At 69.4% G+C, this 21,965-nt stretch carries 10 protein-coding genes; 5 read left to right on the forward strand and 5 right to left on the reverse strand.

Annotation, left to right across the window (positions count from 1 at the left end):
• Positions 1 to 68 precede the first annotated feature (68 nt).
• Positions 69 to 3,149 carry a SusC/RagA family TonB-linked outer membrane protein gene (locus IT359_12980; protein ID MCC6929888.1) on the reverse strand — a complete coding sequence of 1,027 codons (3,081 nt, stop codon included), beginning with the start codon at positions 3,147 to 3,149 and terminating at the stop codon, positions 69 to 71.
• 348 nt (positions 3,150 to 3,497) lie between these two features.
• Between IT359_12980 and IT359_12985 the strand changes: the two genes are divergently transcribed.
• Positions 3,498 to 5,921: a hypothetical protein gene (locus IT359_12985; protein MCC6929889.1), complete on the forward strand. Its 2,424-nt coding sequence runs from the start codon at positions 3,498 to 3,500 to the stop codon at positions 5,919 to 5,921.
• Positions 5,922 to 5,957: 36 nt separating this feature from the next.
• Here IT359_12985 and IT359_12990 read toward each other — a convergent pair whose 3' ends face one another.
• The gene (locus IT359_12990; GenBank protein MCC6929890.1) at positions 5,958 to 6,755 is read right to left on the reverse strand and encodes a glutaminyl-peptide cyclotransferase; all 798 of its coding nucleotides are present in this window, start codon (positions 6,753 to 6,755) and stop codon (positions 5,958 to 5,960) included.
• A 186-nt stretch (positions 6,756 to 6,941) separates the two neighbouring features.
• On the opposite strand from IT359_12990, the gene IT359_12995 reads away from it, so the two are divergent.
• Positions 6,942 to 7,838 carry an ROK family protein gene (locus IT359_12995; GenBank protein ID MCC6929891.1) on the forward strand — a complete coding sequence of 299 codons (897 nt, stop codon included), beginning with the start codon at positions 6,942 to 6,944 and terminating at the stop codon, positions 7,836 to 7,838.
• 5 nt (positions 7,839 to 7,843) lie between these two features.
• On the opposite strand, the gene IT359_13000 is transcribed toward IT359_12995, so the two are convergent.
• Positions 7,844 to 9,949: an acylase gene (locus tag IT359_13000; protein MCC6929892.1), complete on the reverse strand. Its 2,106-nt coding sequence runs from the start codon at positions 9,947 to 9,949 to the stop codon at positions 7,844 to 7,846.
• Between the two features lie 208 nt (positions 9,950 to 10,157).
• Here IT359_13000 and IT359_13005 point away from each other — a divergent pair, with 208 nt between their 5' ends.
• The 3 genes from IT359_13005 to IT359_13015 all read left to right on the forward strand — a co-directional run bounded on the left by IT359_13005 (position 10,158) and on the right by IT359_13015 (position 17,614).
• Complete coding sequence (locus IT359_13005; GenBank protein ID MCC6929893.1) at positions 10,158 to 11,750, forward strand: beta-lactamase family protein; 1,593 nt, start codon at positions 10,158 to 10,160, stop codon at positions 11,748 to 11,750.
• A gap of 152 nt (positions 11,751 to 11,902) precedes the next feature.
• The gene (locus IT359_13010) at positions 11,903 to 16,618 is read left to right on the forward strand and encodes a diguanylate cyclase (protein ID MCC6929894.1); all 4,716 of its coding nucleotides are present in this window, start codon (positions 11,903 to 11,905) and stop codon (positions 16,616 to 16,618) included.
• A gap of 300 nt (positions 16,619 to 16,918) precedes the next feature.
• Entirely contained in the window at positions 16,919 to 17,614 is a 696-nt protein-coding gene (locus tag IT359_13015; protein MCC6929895.1) for a hypothetical protein, read from the forward strand.
• A 110-nt stretch (positions 17,615 to 17,724) separates the two neighbouring features.
• On the opposite strand, the gene IT359_13020 is transcribed toward IT359_13015, so the two are convergent.
• Together IT359_13020 and IT359_13025 are read right to left on the reverse strand one after the other, a co-directional pair.
• Complete coding sequence (locus IT359_13020) at positions 17,725 to 20,448, reverse strand: PIG-L family deacetylase (protein MCC6929896.1); 2,724 nt, start codon at positions 20,446 to 20,448, stop codon at positions 17,725 to 17,727.
• Between the two features lie 687 nt (positions 20,449 to 21,135).
• Positions 21,136 to 21,918, reverse strand: a complete 783-nt coding sequence (locus IT359_13025) for a hypothetical protein (protein ID MCC6929897.1) — start codon at positions 21,916 to 21,918, stop codon at positions 21,136 to 21,138.
• Positions 21,919 to 21,965 lie beyond the last annotated feature (47 nt).

Raw genomic sequence — 21,965 nt, forward strand, 5'->3', positions numbered from 1 at the left:
AGTCGCTTCGAGTCGCTGCGGCGCGGGCGAGGCGAGGGCCGCCATCGCCGCGCCGCAACTGTCCGTCGTTAGAACTGGATCCGCAGCCCGGTCGTGAACGTGCGGGCGCGCGGGTAGATCAGGTAATCGATGCCGCGGTCGACACCGTTGCCGGTGAAGACCTCGGGGTCGTAGCCGGAGTACGGCGTGAACAGCAGGAGGTTGTCGCCCGACACGTACAGTCGGGTGTCGCGGTTGGACAGCGCCGGAATGCGGAAGGTGTAGCCCACGGTCGCGTTCTGCAGGCGCACGAACGACCCGTCCTCGATCCAGCGCGACGAGTAGATCGACGGCTGCCCGATGGCATCCTTCGCCTTGAGCGCCGAGCGCATGAAGTTGCGCGCCTGGTTCACGTTGGACGTGCTGCTGTAGATGAGCGCCGTGTTGTTGAACACGTCGCGCCCCATCTCGGCGCGCCACAACCAGCTGAAGTCGAAGCGGTTCCACGTGCCGTTGCTGCGAATGCCCAGGCTGAACGCCGGGTTCGCGTTGCCGATGATGACTTCGTCGTCACCGCCCGGCGACGTCGTCGTCCCGTCCTCGACACGCGAGGTTTCACGGCCGGCCGCATCACGCGTGACCTTGTACTTCACGAAGAGCTGCTCACCCGCGCTGTTGTAGCCGGCGAACCGCGCGCCCCAGAAGGTGCCAATCGGCTGGCCCGGGATCAGGCGCTGCGAGTTCTTCCCCGACTGCCCCTGCCCGTTCACCGCACCAGCGGTGATGAACTGGCGGTTGAGCCCCAGTTCGTCCACCTGGTTGCGCTCGACGGAAAGGACGAGCCCCGACGTGAGCGACAGGCGCGAGTTGCTGATGAGTTGCGCGTCGAGCGAGGCCTCGAGCCCCTTGGTGCTCAGGCTCCCGACGTTTTCCAGGCGCGTCGACACGACCGCGGGCTGCGCAACCGGCACGTCGAAGAGGAGGTCCTTGGTCTTCTTCTGGTAGAACTCGATGGTGCCGGTGAACGTGTTGTCCTTGAACCCGTAGTCGATGCCGATGTTGGTCTGCGTCGACGTCTCCCACTTGAGGTCGGGGTTGGCGACCTGCGAAGCGGCGAAGCCGGTGATGACCGTGCTGCCGAAGGGGTACTTGGCGCTGTTGTCGGTGCGGAGAAGGAGCTGCGTGCCGTACGGACGCACCGACTGGTTCCCCTGCAGGCCGTACCCGACGCGAAGATTCAGGTTGGAGAAGAAGCCATCCTTCAGGAACGACTCCTCGCTCAGGCGCCACGAGGCCGACACGGCCGGGAAGATCGCCCACTTGTTCCCCGGCGCCAGGCGCGACGATCCGTCGTTCCGCAGCACGCCGGTGATGAAGTACTTGTTCTTGAAGCCGTAATTGGCCCGCGCGAAGAACGAGGCCAGCTTCGACTGCTCGATGTACGAGAGCGGCGTCGGCGATCCTTCGGGGTTACCGGCACCCAGGTTGTTCCAGGTAAAGGCGTCGGTGAGGAAGCCACGCATTTCCGACTCGAAGCCACGGTTGTCGAAGCGCGTGAACTCGTAGCCGCCGAGCACTTCCAGCTCCTGGTCGTCACCAAACCTCGGCGCCCAGGTGAGCAGCGACTGGAAGTTGAGGTTGGAGAGCGAGCGCTCGGCCTGACGGGCACGCCCGCTGGTCTCGGCGCCCACGGGGCTGGTGCGCGGGTAGTACGTCTGGCGGACCGAGTTGGCGATATCGGCGCCAACCGTCGTGCGGAACGTCAGGTTCGGGAGGAGTCCGTACGAGGCGGAGAAGTTCCCCAGCGTGCGATTCTCCGGCGCCTGGTCGATGAGCTGGCGCGACATGGCGACCGGGTTGCGCAGCGACTGCGCGCCGGCGCCAATCTCGTAGAAGGTGCCATCGGCGTTGCGCACCGGCTGTGTGGGGTCGAACGACACCATGTTCGTGAACACACCCCCGGAGAAGCCGGCGGTGTTGTCGAACGGCAGGTAGTCGTTGTTCACGCGCGACACGGTGATGTTCAGCGAGCTTTGGAGCTTGTCCTTGAACGCCGAGTTGTTGGCGTTCACGCGCCCCTGATACCGCTGCAGCCCGTTGGAGATGATGATCCCCTGCTGCTCGAAGTAGTTGAGGGTGGCGCGATAGCGCGTGCTCTGCGTCCCGCCGGAGAGCGAGATGTTGTGGTTCTGCGTGTACGCCACGCGCTCGATTTCCTTCTCCCAATCCGTATTGGCCGTGCCGAGCGTGTTGGCGCGCGAGGCCGGGAGCTTCCCCTTCGCGATCTGGTCCTTCACGAAGGTGGTATACTCGCTCCCCGTGAGCATGTCGTAGCTGTTGGCCGCGCTGGACGCTGCCACGTAGCCGTCGTACTCGAAGAGCGACTGCCCGGCCGAACCGCGCTTGGTCTCGATGAGGACCACGCCATTGGCGCCGCGCGACCCGTAGATGGCCGTTGCCGACGCATCCTTGAGAACGGTGATCGAGGCGACATCCGACGGGTTGAGCGTGTTGAGCGGCGAGCGGCTGATGGGCGACGACGCGACGCCCAGGCCGGCGGCGACGGCGTTGTCGTTCTGCAGCGGCACGCCGTCGATCACGTAGAGCGGCTCGTTGGACGCCGAGATCGACGTTCCGCCGCGCACGCGAATCTGCGCGTTGGCGCCAGGCTCGCCGTTGTTCGAGACCAGGTTGACGCCGGTCACGCGTGCGGTGAGCAACTGGTTCGCGTTGCTCACGACGCCGACGTTGGCGTCGCTGGCATCGATGGTGGCCACGGCGCCGGTAATTGCCTCACGGCGCTGCGAGCCGTACCCCGTCACGACGACGGCCTGCAGCGAGATGGCCGAGGCGCCGAGCGCGAAGTCGGCGGTGACGGTCTGGCCGTCGCTCACCGTCACGTTCTGCGTCTGCGGGTTGTAGCCGATGCGCGCCGCACGCACGGTGTGCGCGCCGGCGGGAACACCGGGAATGGTGTAGCCACCATCCGCACGTGTCAGCGCGCCGCGCGTCGTGCCGACCACCTGAATCTGGATATTCGCGAGCGGTTGGGTACTCGTCGAGTCCACAACCTTGCCCGAGATCGTGCCGCCGGTGCCCTGCGCGGGGAGTTGAGACACCGTCAGCAGGCCGCCCACCAATGCGGCCAACAGACAACGTGTGACTGCCATTCGTTTGCTCTCCAAGTGTTGGCGTGGCGGGATAACGCGATCGTGCAACGTGCGGGACTTCAGCGAGCATTCACTGCGAACACGAACATTGAAAACGATACCGCTCTTGCGCCGGGAAACGTTTCCTCCCGGGAATTGACCGCATAACATACGGGCGTCCAGAATCGGGTCAAGATCATGTAAATCGGCTCGGCCCTTCCCGTGGGCGGGTCGAAGGCCTTCTCGCCTCACCGACGATACCGGACATTCGGTTCGCCTAATTCAAATGGCGCAAATCCCGATACCGTTTCCATCTATAGTTGCTGGTCCGTTTCTGGTCGCTGCCTCACCCGTCGCAACGCCCCTCCAATGCTGCTGAGCTCGTTCCTGCTGGCCGCCCAACTCGCCGCGCCCGCCCGCGCCGTTGCCCCCGTCCTTGCCTTTCCCGAGCCCGGGCTCGACGACAGCGCCGCTTACCAGGGCTACCAGACCCGGATCTTCCGCGACGCAACGGGGAACACGCTGCAGGTCTATCTCGACCAGCGGCAAGGGCGCGTGGTGCACCTCCTGGCCGACGCCGAGAATGCCAGCGTCGGGTTGAGCGCGCGCAACGCGGATGGCTCACCCGCCGCGCTGCACTGGGGGGGCGAACGCGCCCAGGTCTCGCGGCGCGCGCGCCAGCGCGTCTTCTCCCACGACGTCACGACCAGCAGCGCCTCGCTCACGCTTGGCTGGTTCGTGCTGGGGACGATGCGCGTCGAGCGCGACTTCCAGTACGAAGGGCGCCATCGCGCGCCGTTCGGGAATGCACCGTTCGTCGTCCCCGAAACCCAGCGCTTGGTCGATGCCCTCGCCTCGCTACCTGACTCCGTGCAGCGTCAGCACCTGGCGGCGCTGCGGGCTTCGTCGGTGGACGTTGTGCGCGGTCGGCTGCGCCCCAGCATGCAGCAAAGGCGTTGGGCGAACGGATGGGAAGTGCGCGTGACGCAGCCCTCGCTGGATGGGCGCGACACGATGGCGGTGGCGCTTCGTGGCGACGCGCGTAGCACGCGGGGGGAGATACGGGGCGACTCCGTGATCGTCGCCGCCACCGGGGGAGGGGGCGTGCGCCTCACGCTCGAGGTGGTGACGACCGGAGCCTCGCTCACGCCGCTGGCGCGCACCGAGATCTTCACGGCGGGGTTCCTGGCGTTTGTGGATTCGGTGCGGCAGACGGGCGAGCGCGACGCGGGGGCGCGCACGCAGGCGCGCTGGATGGAGCGGCAGGTGCGCGGCGTGGAGCTGCTGTCGTCGCGGGAGAAGCTCATGGCGGGGCTTCCGACGTACGCGACCTACTTCGGGCGCGATATGCTGGTCACGGCGCTGATGATGCGCGACATCTGGCGCAGCGACATGTCGGCGTTCGCGGTGGCGGCGGCGCTGCGCAAGCTGTCGCCGCGCGGCGAGGTGTCGCACGAGGAGGCGCTAGGCGGCCAGGCGGTGCGCGAGGCAGCGGGCGAGTACGCCGCGCTGGTGCAGGCGCAGCGTGCCGCGCGCGCGCGGGGGGAGGGGCGCGTGGCCGACTCGCTCCTGGCGCGCGCGCTCGTGGTGCTGCGCGCTCACCGGCGCGTGCGCGAGAACTACCACATGATCGACGACGAGTTGCACCTCCCCATCCTGCTGGCGCGGTGGCTGGGTGACCCGTCGGTATCCGCCAGCCGCAAGCGGGCCTTCCTGCGCGAGGGGAGCGATGGCCCCGGGTCGGAGTCGCGGCTGGCGCGCGTGCTGCGGGAGCTGGCGCTCGTGGCCCGGATGACGGCGCCGTACGCGGCGGCCCCCTCGGCGGCGACGCTCATCTCGTTCGCGCGCCGAGACGATGGCGGCTGGGCCGCGACGAGCTGGCGCGACAGCGGCGTGGGGTACGCCGGCGGGCGCTACGCCATGGACGTGAACGCCATCTGGGCCCCGCACGCCCTGCAGGCCATGCGCACCATCCTTGCCTCGCTCCGGGCGCTGGGCTTCCCTACAGATTCGCTGCAGCGCGCGCTGCCGCAGGCGCTGGGCGACACGCCGCTGGGGGCCTGGGTGCGCGACAGCGCACAGCTCGCTCGAGCCATCGACACCTGGCTGGGGGCGGGGCGGCACTTCATGGTGCGCCTGTCGCCCAACGAGGTGCAGCAGCACGTGACCGCGCGCCTGGCCGCCCTCCCGGCCGTGGAGCGTGGTTACTGGGAAGGGGTGCTCGCGCAGAGCGGCGCCGACCGCGACTCGCTGACCTTCCTTGCCCTCTCGCTCGACAGCGCCGGCGCCCCCATCGGCGTGGTCAACTCCGACGTGGCCACGCGCCTCTTCCTCGGCGACCCCCTGCGGCGGGCGATGGATCACGCGGTGGTCCGCCGCGACACTCGGCAGTTTGTCAGGGAGTTCCCGGTGGGGCTCTTCATCGCCGGCGTGGGGCCCGTGGTGGCAAACGACGCGTATGCGACGCCAAAGGTCTGGAGCGATTTCGAGCGCGACCGGTATCATGCGCCGCGCGTGGCGTGGGGGCGTGAAGTGAACCTCTTCCTGTTGGGGGTTGCCTACCAGGCGCGCATGGGCGGTGCGGGCGACGCCGGTTACGACCGTGAGCTGCACGACGCGGCCACCAAGGTACTCGCGGCCGTGGAAGCGTCGGGCTTCAAGAGCGAGCTGTGGAGCTACGACTTCGTGAACGGCGTTCCGCGCGCCGTGCGATACGGCTCCGGCGGCGACGTGCAGCTGTGGAGCACGACCGACCTCGCCGTGCAGTACGCGCTGGCGCGCTGGCGGCGCTAGAGCCGCGGCGCCCGGTCATGTGCGCGCTGCGGGGGCTTAGCGCTTCGCCTTGAGCCTCACGGAGTACATCCGCGGCCAGAGCTTCCCCGTCAGGAGCAACTGGCCGGGGGCCGGCGCCCGCGCCACGCCGTTCATGACATCCGCACCGTACGGACGCTGCGCGCGCGGCCAGAGCGTGGCAAAGTCGAGCATCTCCTTGACCACACCGGTCTGCGGGTCGATGCGCGCCACCCAGTCCGACTCGTACACGTTGGCAAACAGCTCCCCGTCGATGAACTCGAGTTCATTGAGCTTGGTGAGCGGAGAGTCCTGGTAGCGCACCTTGAGCACACGCGTCGTGGCGAATGTCCCAGGCGCGAGGTAGCGCAGCGAATCGGAACCGTCGCTCATGATGAGCGACGTGCCATCGGTGGCCAGCCCCCACCCCTCACCAGCGTAGGTGAACGAGTCCACGCGCGCGAGCGACTTCGCGTCGTATACGTATCCGACCTTGGACTCCCACGTGAGTTGGTAGAGCCTTCCCGCCAACAGGGCGAGCCCCTCGCCGAATCGATCCTCCGACAGCCGAGTCGAGGCGAGAACGGCGCCCGACTCGAGGTCCACGCGTCGCACCTCGGAGTCGCCGTATCGCCCCGTGCTTTCGTACAAGGTGCTGTCCTGCCAGAGGAGCCCCTGCGTGTACGCGCCGGTGTCGTGCGGGAACTCGGCGACAACCTCGAAGGGCGCGTCCTCGTCCACGGGCGCGCTCTGCGCGCGATCGCACGACGAGAGCGGCGCCACGGCGGCCAGAAGGGCGATGCCGAGCGGGGCGAGACGGGCGAGGGATGTCAACATGGGAGTCTGGCGCACGCCGTGATCGAGATGGACTCAAGGTAGCGCGGCGCAGCACGGTCGCGCCCCCGCTGGGGGTGAACTACGCGTGAAGGCGCACTCGCTCGGTGGCGTGCTGCTGCGCGTCTCGCCACGTTGTACCAGCCAGCAGGCAGTCGTACTGCCGCGTCCAAGGTATCCGTTCACCCCATGCGCATCGGCATCGACCTCGGCGGGACCAAGATCGAAGGGATCGCACTTTCCAACGCCGGCGAGGTGCTCGTCAGGCAGCGCGTGTCGACGCCGCGCGCCTACCGGGCGACGATCGACGCGGTGGTGACGCTGGTACGCGCGATCGAGGAGGAGACCGGCGAGCGGGGGACGGTGGGGATGGGGATTCCCGGGACCATTGTCCCTGCAACGGGGCTGGTGAAGAACGCGAACTCCACCTGGCTGATTGGCGAGGCGCTGGGTCGGGACCTGTCGGAGGCGTTGGCGCGCGAGGTTCGGATCATGAACGACGCCAACTGTTTTGCGCTGTCGGAGGCGACCGACGGTGCGGGGGCCGGCGCCGATGTGGTCTTTGGGGTGATCCTCGGCACCGGGGTGGGTGGTGGAATCGTGATTCGTGGCGAGTGCCTGATTGGCGCCAACCTCATTGCCGGCGAGTGGGGGCACAACGCGCTGCCGCGCGTTGCGGCTGACGAGGTGCCCGGGCCGGCGTGTTACTGCGGGCGCAACGGCTGCATCGAGACCTGGGTGTCGGGGCCGGGCTTTGCGCGGGATCACGCGCGGGCGACGGGGCAATCGCTTACCGGCCCCGAGATCGCGCACCGTGCGGCGCTGGGCGACGAGGGGGCGCAGGGCTCGCTGGCGCGCTACCACGATCGCCTGGCGCGCGCGCTGGGGTCGGTGGTGAACGTGCTCGACCCCGACGTCATCGTGCTGGGCGGGGGGATGTCGAACCTGCCAGGGCTGGTGGAGGCGGTCACCGCACAGTTGCCGCAGCACGTCTTTTCCGACAGCTGCAACACGCGCGTCGCCCGCCACATGCACGGCGACTCGAGCGGGGTGCGCGGCGCCGCCTGGCTCTGGCCGGCGCCCTGACCCGGTCAGCGCAGCGCCACCTTCGATTCCAGGTGCGCCTCCACCTCGGCGCGCGTGCGCCAGGCGTCGCGCATCTGCTGCTTGGCAAAGAGCTCGAGCTGGTCACCCATGTGCTTGGACCCCGGCTGCGTGGCGTTGCCGTACGCGGTGAGCACCTTGGCCTTCACGGGGTTCGCGAACTCGACGACCTGGTAGTAGGTGTCGCCGGCGACGATCGACGCGGTGCCGTCCTTGTCGGGGCTGTAGTACGCCACGCGGAAGATCCCGAACGGGTCGCCGGCGCCGCCGTTCCCCGGGAGGTCCTTGCCGCCGTAGCGCAGGCGGTTCACGTCGCCGTAGGGGACGTCGAGCGCGCCATGCTCCTTGACCGTGGCGCGCGCCGCCGTGCCTAACGCGCGCGCCGCCACCCTGGCGTTGGCGAGCCCGTTGGGGGTGGAGAGCGCCGAGTCCAGGCGCCAGTGGTGGGCGAAGGGCGCGCCCCTGGAGTCCTTGTACCACTGCGAGACCCACGCGGCGAAGAGGACGGCACCGCGCGAGTCGGCGTTGGTGGAGCGGTCCCACGCCTCGAGCACGTCGGCCGCCTTGCGCGCATCGGCGTCGCCATTGGCGCGCGCCGTCGCGACCAGGTCGGGGAGGACGCGATCGGCGAGCGCCATGCGCGTCGAGTGCTTGTACTCCACCAGCTCGTCGAAGGTGATGCTGGAATCCGCCAGCTGCATCAACGCCGAGCGTTGTGGCCGGAACTGCATCTCGCGCGGCGCGACGTAGGGAGCAAACGAGTCGGGGCTGAAGGTGAGAGGCCACGTCACCGTCCACGGGGGGTCATTCGCGTTCTGCAGCCACCCGCTGGCCGGGTCCATCACGTGCGGGAGTTCGTCGTACTTGAGGTAGTCGTTCCAGATGAGCGCCGAGCTGTCGCCGGGAACGGGGGCGGTCCACGCCTCGAAGTCGCCGCGGGCGCGGCGCGGCGTCTTGCCGCCAAAGAAGTAGTAGGTGTGCCCATCGCCGCTGGCGGCGATGATGTTGAAGAACGGGATGTGCACCTGCTTCACGATCGCCTCGAAGTCGGCCATGGTCCGGGCGCCCCCCATCTGCCACCACTGCTCCATGGAGTTAGGGTCCTCGAGGCCGGCCACGCGCACGGCATAGGTCCCCGTGCTGTCATCGCGAAAGACCGGGCCGTGCGCCGACTCTCGAATCACCAGCGTGTCGACGCGCGCGCCGCTGCCCCCCTTCACCGTCACCAGCTCGGTGCGCGTCACATACGCCTTCTCCTCGCCGTCGAGCAGGTAGCCGCTCCCGCGGGGGACGAGCTTGTACACGTCGGCACCGTCCTGCGTGTTCACCGTGTGCGACCATCCCACGTGGTCGTTGAAGCCGATGGCCGGCGTGGGCATGCCGACCAGCGTGACGCCGTAGAAGTTGCGGTCGGGCGTGACGACGTTGGCCTCGTAGAAGAGATAGAGGTCGCCCCACATGAGGTGCGGGTTCCCCAGCAGCATCGGCTTCCCCGACGCCGATCGCTGCGCCGAGACCGCCCACATGTTGGAGCCCGGGCGCACGTCGTTGCTCATCGTCTGCGGGAGTTGCACCTGGCCGAAGAACATGAAGAGGAAGTTGATGATCTTCTGCCCGTGCGCGAGGACGTCCTGCGGCGTCACGGGGAGGACCACTTCCATCGAGTCGGTGATCGCCTCGGGGTGCTCCTTCGCATAGCGATTCACGCCATCGGCGAAGGCATCGAGGTTGGCGCGCATGGCAGGCGACAGCGCCTTGTACCACGCCTCGGCGCGCGCCGGAATCCCCATGGTGCGCACGAAGCGATCGGTGCGCAGGTGCGACTCGCCCCAGTACTCGGCCGAGCGCCCGCGCGCCTCGCCATACAGCTTGAGGACGAGGTCCCCGTGCGAGGCCATCTGCGCATAGCCAAAGCCGCGAAAGGCTTCGGCATCGCTGGCGGCGTAGATGTGCGGCACCCCCCACGTGTCCCAGAGGATCTCCGAGCCCTTGGACGGAATGGACGACGCAGCGGTGCAGCTGGCGAGGAGTGCGGCGAGCGCGGGAGCAAGCGCGAGCGCGGGAGCAAGCGCGAGGCGAGTGATGGGGCGCATGGCGGGATATGGGGTGATGCGGCGGCCATGACACTATGGAAGACGGCGCGTCGCCGACAGGGGGAGCGACCGCAGCATCGACCTGTCGCGCATCGACGCGACCCGTTGCGCATTGACGCGACCCGTCGCGCATTGACGCGGCCCGATACGCGGCGGATCGTTGGCGCGTCGCGCGTTCCGCTCACGTTGCCTCCCCACCCTCCCAGGCATGTCCCGCCTCCCGCTTCGCCTCTTCCCGCTCGCCGCCGTGCTGGCGCTCACCCCGACCACCGCGGTGGCGCAGGGGCGCGACGACGCCAAGGCGCCGCCCCCCGCCTTCACCGACCCGCAGCGCGCCGCCAAGCTCGCCGCCGCGTTCCCCGCCATCGACCGACTGATGCGCGACTTCGCCGAGCGATCGCACGTGCCCGGCATCGCCTACGGCGTGGTGATCGACGGGCGCGTGGCGCATGTGGGCGTCTCCGGGCTGCGTGACGTGGTGGCCAACGCCCCGGTGGACACAGCGTCGGTCTTCCGCATCGCGTCGATGACGAAGAGCTTCACCGCGGCCGCCATACTCCAACTGCGCGATGCAGGACGCCTGGCGCTGGACGACCCCGCCGAGCGCTACATCCCCGAGCTGCGCGGGCTGCGCTACCCCAGCAGCGACGCCCCCCGCGTCACCATCCGCCACCTGCTGTCGCACTCCGAGGGCTTTCCCGAGGACAACCCTTGGGGCGACCAGCAGCTCTCGGCCACCGACGCGGCGATGTCGCGCATGATGAAGGAGGGAATCCCCTTCTCCACCGCCCCCGGGACGGCGTACGAATACTCCAACTTCGGCTTCGCCATCCTGGGGCGCATCGTCACCCGCGTCTCGGGCATCCCCTACACACGCTATGTGCGCGAGCGAATCCTCCTCCCGCTGGGGATGACGGTGACCACGCTCGAGGCGCGCAACGTCCCCGCCTCGCGGCTGGCGCACGGCTATCGGCGCCAGGATGAGCGCTGGCTGGAGGAGGCGCAACTCCCCGATGGCTCGTTCGGCTCGATGGGCGGGATGCTGACTTCGGTGGCCGACCTGTCGCGCTGGGTTGCCTTTCTCCTCGATGCCTGGCCGCCGCGCGATGGCGACGAGGGGCGCGTCCTGTCGCGCGCGTCGCGCCGCGAGATGCAGCAGGTGTGGCGCTACAACGGGGCCAGCGCCGCGCGCGACCCGTCGGGGCGCACGACGCTCAGCGCCGGCGGCTACGGCTACGGGCTGGGGGTGCGCACCACCTGCCGCTTCCGGATCTCGGTGGCGCACTCCGGCGGACTCCCGGGCTTTGGGTCGCAGATGCGCTGGCTCCCCGAGCACGGGGTGGGGATCGTGGCGATGGGGAACCTGACGTACACGGGGTGGGGCGGGGTCATCGAGCAGGCGTTCGACGCATTGGCCGAGAGCGGGGGGATGGAACCCCGTCAGCCGCAACCGGCCCCCGTCCTGGCCAGGCTGCGCGACGACGTCACACGGCTCGTGGTGTCGTGGAATGACGCCCTGGCCGACAGCGTGGCGGCGATGAACCTCTACCGCGACGAATCCAAGGAGCGGCGGCGCGCCCAGATCGAACGGGTTCGGCTCGCGGCCGGCGACCGTTGCGCCGCGCAGGGGGCGTTTGTCGCCGAGAACGCGCTGCGGGGGAGGTGGCGGCTGCGCTGCGCCAGCGGCGACCTGCGCGTGGACATCACGCTCGCCCCAACCACGCCGGCGCGCGTGCAGTTCCTGCAGGTTGCCCCGCTGGCGCGCGACGAAAGCCTGGAGGCGCCGGCGGCGTGCCGGTGACGGGGGAGCGGGGATGAGAGAGTGACGGAATGAGGGGGTGACGTCGCGTCCACGGCGGGGCCCGCGCAGCTGTGGCGCGGGCTCCGTTTGGATCGTCCCTGACATGTCGCTCCCTCCTCGCGGGATCCCCTCGCGCCCGTACCCGCCCCCCGGTGTCTTCGACGTCGGCCGACGCCCCCGAAACCGCCTCCACCGAAACGCTCCGCGCGCTGATCGATCGCGCGCACGCGTCGGAGCGCCAGTCGCGACGCGACGAGGCGCGAGCGTTGTACGAGTCGGTACTGCAGCGCATGCGGCAGCCGCTGCCGGGCTTGAGCCTCACGGCGGTGGTGCGCTGGATTGCGCGCACCTACCTCGCCGACGCGATGTACGAGGAGGCACGAGACACGCTCGAGCTGTCGTTGGCGCTGGCCGAGCTGGCGGGCGACGTGGCCGGGATCGGGCACTCGATCAACCAGATGGCCGTCCTCCAGTGGCAGCTGGGCGACCTGGACTCGGCCAGGCGCATGTACCTGACGGCGCGCGAGTACGCCGTGCGCTCGGACGAGGCGTCGCTGGTTGCGATGACGTCGACCAACCTGGGGGTGATTGCGTCGGTGCGCGGCGACACGGAGCGGGCGCTGCGCTACTTCGAGAGTTCGCTGCGTGAGTACCGGATGCTGGGGATGACGCGCGACGTGTGCATCGCGCTCAACAACGTCGGGTTGGTGCACACCCGGCTCAAGGCATGGGCAGAGGCCGAGGGGGCGTTCCGGCAGGCGCTGGACGTGGCCCAGACGCTCAAGGACGTCGAGATCGCCACGCAGCTGGAGATCAACCTGGCGCAAGTGGCGCTGCACCGCGGCGACCACGACACGGCGCGCCGCCTGGTGGACCGGGCGCTGCTCACCGCGCAGGCGCACCGGCTGGGCGACTCGTTAGGTAGCGCCTACAAGCTGGCGGCGGAGATTGCGCGAACGCAGGGCGAACTGGACTCGGCGCTCGCCTCGCTGGGGCGCGCCGCCGACGTGGCCAACCAGCGCGGCAACATGCTCCTGCTGGCCGAGGTCGAGCGCAAGCGATCGCGGGTGCACCGGCAGCTGGGGCGCAACCGCGACGCCCTGCAGAGCCTGAACATCTCGCATCGCCTGTTCACCCGGTTGCAGGCGCGGCAGGACGCGGCGGCCATCGCGCAGGAGACGCGCGCGCTGGAGGGCGACTTCCTCGAGCTGGCGCGCCGGTGGGGGGAATCGACGGAATCGAAGGATCGCTACACGCAGGGCCATTGCGAGCGCGTGGCCGACCTGTCGTGTCGCATTGCCGCGGCGGCAGGACTCGACGAGAAGGAGCTGCTCTGGTTCCGCATCGGCGCGCTCCTCCACGACGTGGGAAAGCTCATCGTCCCGTCGGAGGTGCTGAACAAGCCAGGGCGCCTGACGAAGGAGGAGTGGGAGCTGATGAAGCGGCACCCGATTGCCGGTGTCGAGCTCCTGTCGCAGGTGGAGTTCCCGTGGGACATCCTCCCGATCGTGCGGTCGCACCACGAATGCTGGGATGGCACGGGCTATCCCGACGGGCTGGTGGGTGAGGAGACGCCGCTGGTGGCGCGCATCGTGTGCCTGGCCGACGTCTACGACGCGCTCACCACGGAGCGGAGCTACAAGCGGGCGCTGTCGCATAACGACGCGTTGGACGTGATGAAGCGCGACGCGGGGCGCCAGTTCGACCCGGCGCTCTTTGCCTTGTTCGAGCGGCTGGTGCGCGACCCATCGAGCGCCGCCTCGGCCGAGTCGCCGACGGGAGACGCTGGGCGCGAGCGGCGCGGGCGCCCGGCGCTGGACGAGCTGACGGGGCTTCCCACCCGCCGGACGTTCGTCGATGCGGCCCGCGTGCAGCTGGCGGCAGCGACCGAGGGCGCACCGCTGGCGCTCGCCGTCATCGACGTCGACCACTTCAAGGGGGTCAACGACTCCTTCGGGCACCTCACCGGCGACAACGTCCTAGAAGTCGTGGCGCAGGTGCTGGGCGAGGTGGTCCGCGCGCGTGACGTGGCCGGTCGCTACGCGGGCGACGAGTTCGTGATCCTCCTCCCCGACACCGATGCGCTCGAGGCGCAGCGCGTCGGCGAGCGCCTGCGCGAGGCGGTGGCGGCGCGCCGCATTCCGGTGCGCGGCGCCGAGGAGCGATGGGTCTCCGTTTCGCTGTCGATCGGGATTGCCGTCGCACCGCGCCACGGCGCCGCGTTCGAGGAGCTCTTTGCCTCGGCCGACCATGCGCTGTACGAGGCCAAGCGGCGCGGGCGCAACGCGGTCGCCGTCGCCTCGCACGAGGGCGACCAGGGCAAGCCGCGCCTCAACATCCAGCACTTCGTGGGGCGCCAGCAGGAAACGGCGCGCCTGCGCTCGCACATCGAGGGGTGCGTGCGCGGTGCGCCGGCGCTGGTCGCCGTCATCGGCGAGGCGGGGGTCGGGAAGACGACGCTGGTGCAGCGCCTCTCGTCCGAGATCCGGCGGCGCACGGGGACGATCCTCACGGCGCGTGCCCTCGAACCCGACGTGCGCCCGCCGTTCGGCGTGTGGGTCGACCTCGTCACGCAGTTGCACCAGCTGCACTTCGTTCCCGAGCGCGCGTGGCCGCGGCTGGCGCGCCTGGTCCCGGCGCTGGCGGGCGGCGGCGCCCACCCCGACGACGACGAAGGTGTGGGATCGTCCAAGTACGCGTTGCTGGACGAACTCGTGGCCTACATACGCGCAGCGGCCACGACACGCCCGCTGATGCTCGTGCTGGACGACGTGCAGTGGGCCGACCACGCGTCGTGGGATGCGCTGGAGGCCCTGGCCAGCGCGATCGACCACGACCGCCTCCTCGTCTGCCTCACGGTGCGCCGCGAGGACGCGCAGCAATTCGAGGCGTCGCGCCGCCGCCTGTCGCGCCACGCGATGTACCACGAGATGCGCCTGGAGCGCCTCACAGCGTCGGAGGTGGGCGAGTGGCTGGCCGACGTCTTGCAGCAGGCGGAACGCGAGGGTGAACTGGCGGGGTTTCTCTACCGCTACACCGAGGGGAACCCGCTGTTCGTGGTGCAGGTGCTGCAGACACTCGTTGACGAAGGGGTGCTGTGGTACGATGGCAAGCGATGGGAATGGTCCACGGTGCACGCGTTGCAGCTGCCACCCGCGGTCGACGACCTCATCGCCCGGCGCCTGGCGCGCCTCGCCCCGTCCACGACGCAGGTCATGACCACGGCCGCCGTCATCGGACGCGCCTTCGAGTTCGACCTCCTGCGCCGCGTGACGGAACTGGACGAGACCGCCCTCATCGACGCCATCGACGAGGCCATCGAGGTGGGGGTGCTGGACGGTGCGCGCGACCGCGAACCCGACCGCTTCCAGTTCGCGCACACCCTCCTCGCCGACGCGCTCATCCGGCAGGCCAACCCGCGCCGCGTGCGCCGCCTGCACGCGCGCGCCGCCGAGGTCCTGGCCGCCGAACGCCCCAACGCCATTACCGAGATCGCCGTCCACTTCGACGCCGCGGGCGATGACGGACACGCCTTCGACTACGCGATGCGCTCCGGCAACGCTGCCGCCGAGATCTATGCCCTCGAGGATGCCATTGCCTCGTACCAGATCGCCGTGCGCCGCGCCCCCGCCGCCAGCGAGCGCCTCGAGGCACGGCTTCGCCTCATCGATGTGGCCCGCATCGCGGGAAAGCTGGAGACGGCAACGGCGGAGTGTGACGCGGCCCGTGCCGCGGTCGACCCCGACGACCGACTGGGCTACGTGCGCGTGTCGCGGCGCGCCTTGCAGCTGCAACTCCTCCAGGCCCGCAACATCGCCGGCGTCGTGGCCGACGGGCAGGCGCTGCTGGCGGTCGCGCGCGAAGCAGGGGCGCACGAGGACGCGGTACTCATCCTCGCCAGCATCGCCGACGCGTACACGCGACTGAGCCGGCGCACCGACGCCGAGCGTGAGGCGCGCGCCGCAACGGCGGAGGCCGAGCGACTGGGTGACGACGGGCTCATCGCCGACGCGCGCCTGCGCCTGGGGGCGGCACTCCTCGAATCGGCGCCGCACGAGTCGCTGCAAGAGTTCGAGTCGGCGCGCCGCCGCTTTGCCGCGCGCAACGACCGCTACGGCGTGATTCGCTGCCTGGTCAACAGCGGGATTGCGCACGCGCGGCGCGGCATGGGAGGGGCGGCCCAGCTCAGCTACGAGGAGGCGCAGCGCGCCGCCGGCGAGGCGAACATCCCCGACCTTGGCGGGCTGGCCGCCCTCAACCTCGGCGTGCTGTTCCAGAAGACGGGTAACTTCGACCGCGCCCACGCCGCGTACGCCCACGCCGAGCGGATGTTCGCCAAGGTGCATAACGAGGCGCGCCGGCTGGCGGCGATGTACAACAGCGCCAACCTCTCCCTGGAGCAGGGCGACGCCGTGGCGGCGCACGAGATGTACGAGCGCGTGCACGCCATCGCGATCGAACTCGACATCCTCGACATCGAGGTGGGGGCGCTGGCCGGTTCGGGGCTCGCCGCGCTCGCCCTGGGCTACGTGGACCAGGCGCTCCTCGCCCGCCGGCGCGCCACCGAGCGCAGCGCGGCGCTGGGCGAGATGTGGTTCCAGGGACGCGAACTGCTCGAGGCGCTCGACGTGCGCTACCTGGTCGCGACCGACCGGCACGAGAAGGCGGCGCGGGCCTTTGACCGCGCTCGCGCGCTCGCCGCCACTATCGATGAAGGGGCCGCGCTGTGGCTGGTGGCCGAATGCGCCCCCGCCCTCACGAGACTGGGTGGTGCCCGCTACGACGCCCTGATTGCCGAGGCGCACCAGCGGGCGACGGAGTTCGGCCTGCGCCCGCTCGCATCGCGCCTGGCCGCGTTCACCCGCTGACGCGACGTCGCCGCCATCGCTCGCTGGCGCCGCCATTCGCACGATTGTGTCGCGGCGCACCAACGTGTGTTCGCGCTCATCACACACCCATGCGCGAATGGCCGGTCGACGGGAGAGAGCGCTCTTCGGACTGGATGTCCGGAACAGGCCGGCGGGGGCGGACAGACTGACCGAAAGCCCGTCAGAACGCCCGAATAGCCAATCTCATAAGTCATTGTATTTCAGGTATTTAACGTGGCATGCACTGTGCTTGATGTCGGGGCAGCCCCAAGTAGCCGAACACCCTGACTCTCTCCTGACATGACCATGCACTACATCACCAAGCGCATCCCGAAGCTCGCCGGACTCGTCTTCGTCGCCATTCTCGCCGCGTGCTCTGCCGACAGCAGCACCAGCCCGGTGACGCAGAAGCTCGACGCGTCGATGAACGTCGCGGCGCCCGAGGCGCCGAGCGTGGTGTTGAAGAGTGCGGTGGCGGCACAGGAGATCACGGCACCGGCCGGGTCGGTCGATCCGCGCCACAGCACGATGGCGGCGGTCAATTCGTCCAACGCGTCGACGTATGAAGTCACGATCGATCCGCGCACCTCGACGAAGGTGATCTTCGGGACGCACATCGTCGCCTTCCCGGCGCTGACCATCTGCGACCCGGCCCAGAGCGGCTACGGTCCGGAGATGTGGTACAAGGCCTGTCCCAAGCTCACGACGCCAATCAAGATCACGGCGACGTTGTGGACCGACTCCCAGGGGCGCCCGCAGATCGACTTCGCCAACTCGATCCGCTTCTATCCCAACTCGTCCAACCAGCTCCCGGCCATCTACCTGCGTGACCCGTGGGCGGCGATGAGCAGCTGGGGTCGCATCGACTACTGCGGCGCCGAAGAGTGCGTGAACGAAGCGGCAAACGACCCGACGCTCGAGACGCAGCGCGACTGGAGCACCGGATACCTGTTCCGCCTCATCCGTCACTTCTCCGGCTACAACGTCTGGGCCTGATTCTTCAATCGCCGGCGCCCCTCACCTGAGGGCGCGCCGGCGAGACCGTTGCCTTGCAGCTGCCGGTGGCCGGCGCCCCGCCCTTGCGGCGATAGCGCACGGCCACCGGTTCACGGTTGGAGGGTGGCGCGCGCCGAGAGGAGGTTGATCATCAGGCGGGCAGCGCCGGGGACGCCGCTGGGGAGCTGTCGGAAGAAGGCAAGAGTCGTGTAGACGAAGGTCCCCTTGCCGTACGGCGCGACCAGGATCGCCCCCTGGTTCGGCGCTTCGCCCGGGTCGTTCATCTCGAGCACGCTCTTGAACGCGGGATCGAACGTTCTCGGCATGTAGAGCGTGCGGTCCTGGATCCAGCCGTCGAAGTCCCTTGCACCGATGGCGTTGGGCGAGACGAGGACCGGCGCCGACGGGTCGAGGATGCGGACCGGCGAGCCTTCCACCGTGACGCGATCGGCCGGGCGGGCGAGGGTGATGGGGAACGGGAGGATGCCCGGTTGCGTCATCTCGTACTGACCGTACTGCACCACCAGCGTCCCGCCGTCGCGCGCGTAGTCGAGGAGGCGCGCGTTGTTGGCGACGAGTGCCTCGCTGGCCTCGTAGGCGCGCGTCCCCACCACCACTGCGCCGAACTTCGACAGGTCGGTGCGGGGAAGGAGCGCGGGGTCGAGGACGGTGACGTTGACCCCCAGCTGCTCGAGCATGGGGGCGACGTTGTCGCCCACGCCGGCGATGTAGCCAATGGCCAGCGCGCGGGGGAGCGTCACGTCGACCGCCTCGATGCCTAACGTGGCGGGGCGATAGAGGCGCTGCGGGCGAATGTGGTCGTAGGCAACGGCGGTGTAGCCGGTGGTGAATGCCTGGCCGTTCGACGTTGCAACTGCCGAGACCAGGTGGCGGCCGGCGGGGAGGCGTCCGCGCACGTTGAAGGTCACCACGCGGACCACCTCGGGGGGCGGCCCGCCGCCAATGCCGAAGGCCGCCGCGGGGCCGGTCGCGGCGGCGGGGCGCGTGACGGCGGGGAACGCGACGCGGCGCTCGGCGCTATCGGCCACGAGCCCCGCCGGCAGCCGCAACGCGACCGTCACCTGGCGCGCCTCGGAGGCGTGCGAGCGCACATAGACGCGGATGGCGCGTTCCAGCGGGGCATTGGCGCGCGCGTACGCCACCGCGGCGTCGAGCGTCAGCGTGACCGCGGGGGCGCCGACCACCGGGCGCTGCACCTCGCCCTTGATGGCGTCGGCGAAGCGCAGCACCACGGGCGCCTCCACCAGCACCGCCACCGAGTCCACCTTGAGCGTGACCCACGCGGCGACGGGCGGGCGGCGCGCCGTCTCGGAGGTGCCAAGGACGCGCGGGGTGAACATCGCCCCCACGCGCGGCGTCCGCAGCCACCACGGCTCCCCCACACCGCTGAGCGTGATGGCGAGCGAGTCGGTCCACGTGCTGTCGGGGGCGAGCGGCGCGTTGACCGCCTTGCCGCCACTGCCAGTCCCCACCGACTCGAGGATCGCGACGTCGGAGACGGTGAAGGGGCGTTCACCGCGGTTGAAGACGCGCACGCTGACGGGGACGCGTTCCCCGGTCGCCCACAGCTCGCGGCTCGCGGTCGCCTCGACGGCGGCGCCCAGCGCCAGCGTGAGGGCGCGCGCGACGCGCTGCGTGGCGACCGACCAGGCGCTGGCGAGGTCGCCGTCACCGGCCGTGGACTGGATGATGTCCGGGGCGGCCCGGACTTCCAGCTGCAACTCGGCGTTGGAGAGTCCGGGCGGCGGTGACGTCATCGCGCGCAGGCAGGGCGTTGCCTCCACCAGCGGACAAATGGCGCGCAGCAGGCGGTGGGTACGCAGCAGCGCGGGGACGAGCGCGCCAGGGTGCGTGAGGTCGAGCGAGCGTCGCGCCGCCGCGAACGCGGCGGGGAGCGAATCCAGGGCGGCGCGTTGCGCCGGGGACTTCATGGCCCGGGCAAAGCGCGCCCACGTCGTGTCGACGCCGTCCAGCAGCGAGCGTTCCTGCCTGGCGTCGGCGGGGGCGCCGGCGGCGCGCGAGGCTTCGCGAACCACGAGGTCCCATCGCACCCCCTTCTGCTGCAGCGAGCCCATGGCCTGCGACTTGTGCTGCGACCGCGAGTCGGCGGCGATCTCGTTGAACGAGCGCCCCAGCACCGGCTCGTACTCCCCCACGTTGATGCGAAGCGTGGCCCGCTCCTGCATCCGGAAGTTTGCCGACCGGTAGAACTTGGAAACCGTCCACGGTCCGTAGCCGGCGGTGGCGGCGCGCGGGAAGCGCACCGTGTCGGCCGCGGCGTCGTAGGCCTCGCGGGCAAAGATCCCCGACACCTGATGGTGGCCATGACCATCGGCCGGAGTGCCGCTGAAGACCGCAACGATCACATGCGGGCGGAACTGTCGAACCACCGTGATGACGTCGCGCAAGATCGAGTCGCGCGACCATTGCGTGAGCGTTTCCTCGGCGTTCTTGGAGAAGCCGAAGTCATAGGCGCGGGTGAAGTACTGACGTCCGCCGTCGAGTCGCCGTGCGGCAAGCAGCTCCTCGGTGCGGATGGCGCCCAGCGCCTCGCCGAGTTCGTTGCCGATGAGGTTCTGCCCGCCGTCGCCGCGGGTGAGGGCGAGGTAGGCGGTCTCGACGTGCCGCCCCTTGGCGAGCCAGGTAATGAGCTGCGTGTCCTCGTCATCGGGGTGAGCGGCGAGGACGAGGACGCGGGCGGAGGTGCCGAGCCCTTCGACGAGGGGGGCGAGCGCGGCGGCGCCGCGGTCCTGGGCGGGGAGGGGGGCACCACCCACCCCGAGGGCGGCGAACGAATTGGCGATGGCTGACATGGACCAACGCAGGAGCCATCGACGGTGTACGAACATCATGCTTGCGTCTCGCGGCGGGTGCGACGCGAGAATCTACAGACCGTCTCACCGGTGGTCGACGTCACCTGGCTGGCGCAGGGTGTCGGCGCGCCGACGGCACTTTGTGAGATGATGTGGGGTGTCCCGCCGCGTCGGCTTCTCGCGGCGGGACCATAGTCAGCTCAGCGCAGGCCGGACAACGGTTGGTCGATTCGCAACCACCGTCCTTGACCCAGGTCTCCGATACGAGTCATTGGTCGTCGCTCCGCTCGTTCGATCAGCGACTGCAAGGGCGCGCGCGCAGAGGCCGGGAGTGCGCGCGTCCTCGCACTCGCGGAGATGGGAACGATGGCCGAACGCGCATCGCCAGCGTGCGCGCGTTCCAGGCGGCGCACGAGCGCGAGCGCGCCTCCGAGAAGTTCTGGCGTCGCCCGATCGCGCCGTATCGCCACGATGTGCCGGCCCGAGGGACGCGACCGAAACATGACGACCGCCGGTACAGCGGGAACGGGGAGCGAGTCGACGAGCGCGAGAACGGCCGAATTGCTTGCGGATGCCTGCGCGGCAGCACGCGTGGAGATGAGGAACAGCGCGAACGCCACGCCCGCCGCAATCAGGGCTGAACGAATTGCCTGGTTCAACATGGATAGCTCTCGGTGGGGGTTGAGGTCACAGCGGTGTGCAGCCAAGGAAGTAGCGAGCGATCTCCTGCCCACTCGGGCTATACCAGACTTCCCACCAGCAGAGGTACCACTCATCGGTATCCTTCTCACCTTGGCCTCCGCCACCCTGCGGCACGCCCTCATGCTCCACGGTTGGGGGACATGGGTCCTGCGCGGCGGGCTTTGCAACGCTGCCGGCCTCGCTGGTCATGAACGAGTTGTGCGGCGGAAAGGGGAGCTGATTCTCGTTCCACGCACGATGTTGCGCCGAGGCAGTGGCCGTGTGGTCACATGACTCCGTCAGCTGCATGCTTGCGTTCACATAGTGGGTGTACCGCCACGGAATCAGCCAGGATTCTTCCTCGGTGAACGTCTGCATCGCCACTGGAGTGCCGCGCCGCACAAGGTTGATGCTGACGGTTTGGCGAGCGCGGTTGCCGAGGAATTCCATGATGGCTTGCCACCACAGGATCGAGGTCGCTCCCTCGGTCTTGAAACCGATAGTGATCTCTTTCCGAAAGATCGTCGGCGTAGCCGCGGTCCCGTCGTCTACGGCAAGCGCGGTGACGTCCCCTCGAAGGCGCGAGGCCGTGAGTTGCTCTGAAGCCAGCGCCTCCGCGCGAGTACTCACTGCAGGCCCACCGGGAATCGAGTCGGGCAGGATGAGTTGAAGCGGATGGTTATCGTCGGCAACACCCGTGGGATTGCTCCCGGGCGCGTCCGTATCGGCGCACGCCAGCGTGACAAACGCCAGGTGGGCCGCAAGCAGAAGTCGAGTGAGATTCGTCATGTTGTCCTGGCGTGCAACATTCGGCGCCAGCGCTGATTCGGCGCGCG

This window comes from Gemmatimonadaceae bacterium (genome assembly GCA_020852815.1).
GTDB lineage: Bacteria > Gemmatimonadota > Gemmatimonadetes > Gemmatimonadales > Gemmatimonadaceae > SCN-70-22.